Source organism: Microvirga tunisiensis, from assembly GCF_009296175.1.
Taxonomy (GTDB): Bacteria; Pseudomonadota; Alphaproteobacteria; order Rhizobiales; family Beijerinckiaceae; genus Microvirga; species Microvirga tunisiensis.
On sequence record NZ_VOSK01000525.1, the window covers coordinates 1 to 3,161 of the forward strand.

Genomic DNA, 3,161 nt, shown 5'->3' on the forward strand with positions numbered 1-3,161 from the left:
CATGAACCCTACCACTGTCGCGCTGGTGGCCCCGACAAACGGGAGCGGCGCGGCTTGCTGGTCGCCACCCACCGGAACGAAATCCTGGTGCCAAACCGCAATGCATCGATTGCGTTCGGATCGTGCAAGAGAACTGAAACTGCACCATCAATTGAGCCGTTCAACCTTGGCTTTTTCACGGACGTAGCTTCTATTGCTATCTTGTACCTCTGCATGGATAGACATCAGCTTCCGACCGTTGATCCCAGAGGCCGCCTTCCGCAAACGTCTGCGCCGCGACGGACCACCGCTACGAGGCGTAAAATATTCTTAGGTTTGTCGTCTATCCGACTGACGCCAGGAGCACCGGGTAAGTATGCAGGAGAAACCGGCTCCGTGGTTAGCAGCGGTGGGCGCACCTTGGAGCGTCCTTAAGACGGGGCGCTTTCTTTCTATGGGCGGCGCTCGCTCATCGGCCTGGGAGAGAACCCCTGCGCCCTCGGGTCCGGCACCGGATCGATGTAGTCTACCGCCGCGAGATACGCCACGAGCGCCAGCAACAGAGACCCGATCGCGACCACCAACACCGTGAGACTGTCCATCGTCACTGCCCCCAGCCCTGGTAAGACTATCGTCCCTTCCTGGGATCAGGACCAATGCATCTGTCGGAGTACCCCGTTTGTTTTGAGGGCCCAATTACAGCGAGGTGTGCGCACGACGCACTGCGAGTTGGCTCGCATAGGAACATGCCTTGCCTCAATACGTTCCCTGATAGGGCCAGCTTGGCAATATTTTGAGATGGATGCACTGGCCGTCACAGGGAGATATCCATGAGCAACCTCACAGCATTGATGGGCTTTCTCTTCCTGGCTGTCTCGTCTGCCTGGGCCCAGACCCCACCCGCTACTCCCGGCACTCCTCCGGCTGGTGATGCTGGCGCAGCCGGTGGCGGGATCATGGACTACTGGTGGGTGATCCTGCTGATCATCATTGTCATCGCCGCCATCTGGTACTTCTCGCGGCGCGGCAGGAGCGTATAAGCGGATATCAGGAACGGGACCATGGCATCAGGCGTTGTTCCGTAGCCGTTTTGATGCTCGTAACTGTCTTATGGAGACACGAACCCGGCCCAAGGCTGGGTTCTTTTTCGGCTCTGGCTTGGCCCTCACCGCTATGCCCCTTGTCCTCCTTATTCGGTGAGCGGCGGAAGAGGGCGCTTGTAGATGCGCTTGAACAGCTGCTCGGCTAGAGCGAGGGCAGAACCCTGTTCCTGGGCTGAGAGGCTGGAGACACAATCGTCTTGATAATTGTCGATATCGGACTGGTTCACCCAGTGGTGGCCGGATCCCAGGATTACGATCCGCCAAGCGCATGCCTCCATCATTCTGGGGAATATCACGCCCTCACATTTCGCGGTCTTGAGGCAGTGGGCTGCATTCCGCTGTGCCGTGTAGTTTCCAGCCAGGGCATTGCGCTCATAAAGATAGAAACTCTCTTGTGCTCTCGTGGGCGTGACCGAGACTGCTCCAACGAGGAGGATGGCCAGAGAGCGGCCAAGTGAGAGAGGAACAGTAGCCCGTGATTCCATTCGTCCTATCTAGGGTACGCTATGAGAAAACCCGCCCAAGTGAACCTCTGAGAACCGCGTGACCCAGCTCACGTTGGCTTACGAGGATTTCAGCACTCGAAGGGGCAGGCCAATGAACGTCTCGATTGAGCTGGATGACGAGGCAAGGTCCGAACCCGACGCTCATCTGAACGGACAAGTCATTCGCGCTCAGCACATAGAATGATGAAATCCCGCATGCATTGTTCTGCACGCTCGGGCACAACGTGCAAGGTGATTTTCCCAGAGCCTTCGTTGGTCCAGTATCTGGCTAAACAGGTTATAATAGCGAGTTTTATTTACTTCTGTGCCCTGGTACAATTGAGCTGCCAAGAGGATGAAAGACGCAGGCTAAAAGCGGTATTGTCATTGCAGCGATCTGGTACTTCTCGCGCCGTGGCAGGAATGTGTAGGGATGTGCCCTTCGGGAACGGGAGCAGGGCATCGCGCATTGATCAGAAGCCGTTTTGATGCTCCTGACTGCCCACCGATCCGGACCCGGCTCACAGGCCGGGTTCTTTATCTGCTTCGGCGGCCAACTGTTGCCAATGTTTTCTCGAAACGCCTCCGCGAACTTACGTCTTCGTACAGGCAATGCCGCTGCTCAAGTAGATGATCGGCACGTTCACGGCCTTGGCCAATTCCAGAGCCCGTCCGCGTGCATCTTCGAGTGTGTGGCTTGAGAAACTGCCGGGCGGTTGGCGATCCCGATCAAGGCCCTTTCCGGTCACGGTGTACTGCTTCCCGATGGCCGGCTCGTGAATGACCTCAATGAGAATATACCGATCCGGATCGGCAGGCTTTTCGCCTTCGGCGAGGTGCTTGAAGACAGGCATGGATCCTCCTTTTGCGGCTCAATCCCGATTGTCCTCCGCTTTGGGATCCTGGTCGTCCCGCCCGCATGATAATCGGCGAGGCCTTGCCGACACAAGCGGAGCACTCGTGCCTGGTCTCCTGCACCAAGGGGCATGATGTGATCGAGAGGGCCGCAAATGGATGTTCGTCTGCATCGATGTGTCAGCTGAGCTTAGCGCTGTTCTTAGGCATGTGCTCCAGCCCGCCCCAAAAGCGCGGCGGCTTCCACATTGTCATTGATGGCCTCGTGCAGGCGATCGTGCATCCGATGCAGCCTTATCCAGCGGGGCTTGGGTGAATCGTGTAATCGTCATTGTCTCTCACAAGCTATGGAGGAGAGGGTCTCAAGGGCTGCAGCTTAGACCAGAGCGTATGAGTCTGGCATGTCGGTGGCACTCCTCGTAGGATCGCGATCATCAGACCGAGGTGGCGTCGAGCTTCGAAGGTGAAACTTCGCCTCTCATTGAACTGCCGCTCTCGCGCATCGCCCGGGCGCATCGGACGAGAAGCACAGCAGGTCCGGGCAGCAGAAGGTAACAGATCGCCCCAATCCGAAGCGTCGTATCGATGCCGAATTCGATACTCGTCAGCACGGCGACGCTGGCCGCGAGCACACCGGCTGCTCCGTTGATGCCCCAGAACCACGGGGTTGGTTTCTTGTCGATCGCCGACACCAGCCGCATTCCGGTCGGGAAACCAAAGCCCATGAGGAAGCCGGCCG

Annotated in this window: 5 protein-coding genes; 1 reads left to right on the plus strand and 4 read right to left on the minus strand. The window is 57.8% G+C overall.

Translation table 11 applies throughout. From position 1 onward, the window contains the following. Positions 1–431 precede the first annotated feature (431 nt). Entirely contained in the window at positions 432–587 is a 156-nt protein-coding gene (locus tag FS320_RS45630; protein WP_153885399.1) for a hypothetical protein, read from the minus strand. A 222-nt stretch (positions 588–809) separates the two neighbouring features. On the opposite strand from FS320_RS45630, the gene FS320_RS40625 reads away from it, so the two are divergent. Then, a complete protein-coding gene (locus FS320_RS40625) occupies positions 810–1,019 on the plus strand; it encodes a hypothetical protein (protein WP_152718182.1) in 210 nt (69 codons plus the stop codon). Between the two features lie 149 nt (positions 1,020–1,168). Here the strand turns inward: FS320_RS40625 and FS320_RS40630 are convergent, their stop codons facing one another. The 3 genes from FS320_RS40630 to FS320_RS46640 all read right to left on the minus strand — a co-directional run. Then, positions 1,169–1,567: a hypothetical protein gene (locus tag FS320_RS40630; protein WP_244627713.1), complete on the minus strand. Its 399-nt coding sequence runs from the start codon at positions 1,565–1,567 to the stop codon at positions 1,169–1,171. A 593-nt stretch (positions 1,568–2,160) separates the two neighbouring features. Then, a complete protein-coding gene (locus FS320_RS40635; protein ID WP_152718184.1) occupies positions 2,161–2,421 on the minus strand; it encodes a hypothetical protein in 261 nt (86 codons plus the stop codon). 435 nt (positions 2,422–2,856) lie between these two features. Continuing rightward, positions 2,857–3,161: hypothetical protein (locus tag FS320_RS46640; RefSeq protein WP_162003578.1), on the minus strand; the 305-nt coding region annotated here is incomplete at its 5' end.

What these genes read in the sequence shown, in the direction of transcription:
- FS320_RS40625 (WP_152718182.1), top strand. Translation starts at nt 810, where the DNA reads ATGAGCAACCTCACAGCATTGATGGGCTTTCTCTTCCTGGCTGTCTCG.
- FS320_RS40630 (WP_244627713.1), bottom strand. Translation starts at nt 1,567, where the DNA reads ATGGAATCACGGGCTACTGTTCCTCTCTCACTTGGCCGCTCTCTGGCC.
- FS320_RS40635 (WP_152718184.1), bottom strand. Translation starts at nt 2,421, where the DNA reads ATGCCTGTCTTCAAGCACCTCGCCGAAGGCGAAAAGCCTGCCGATCCG.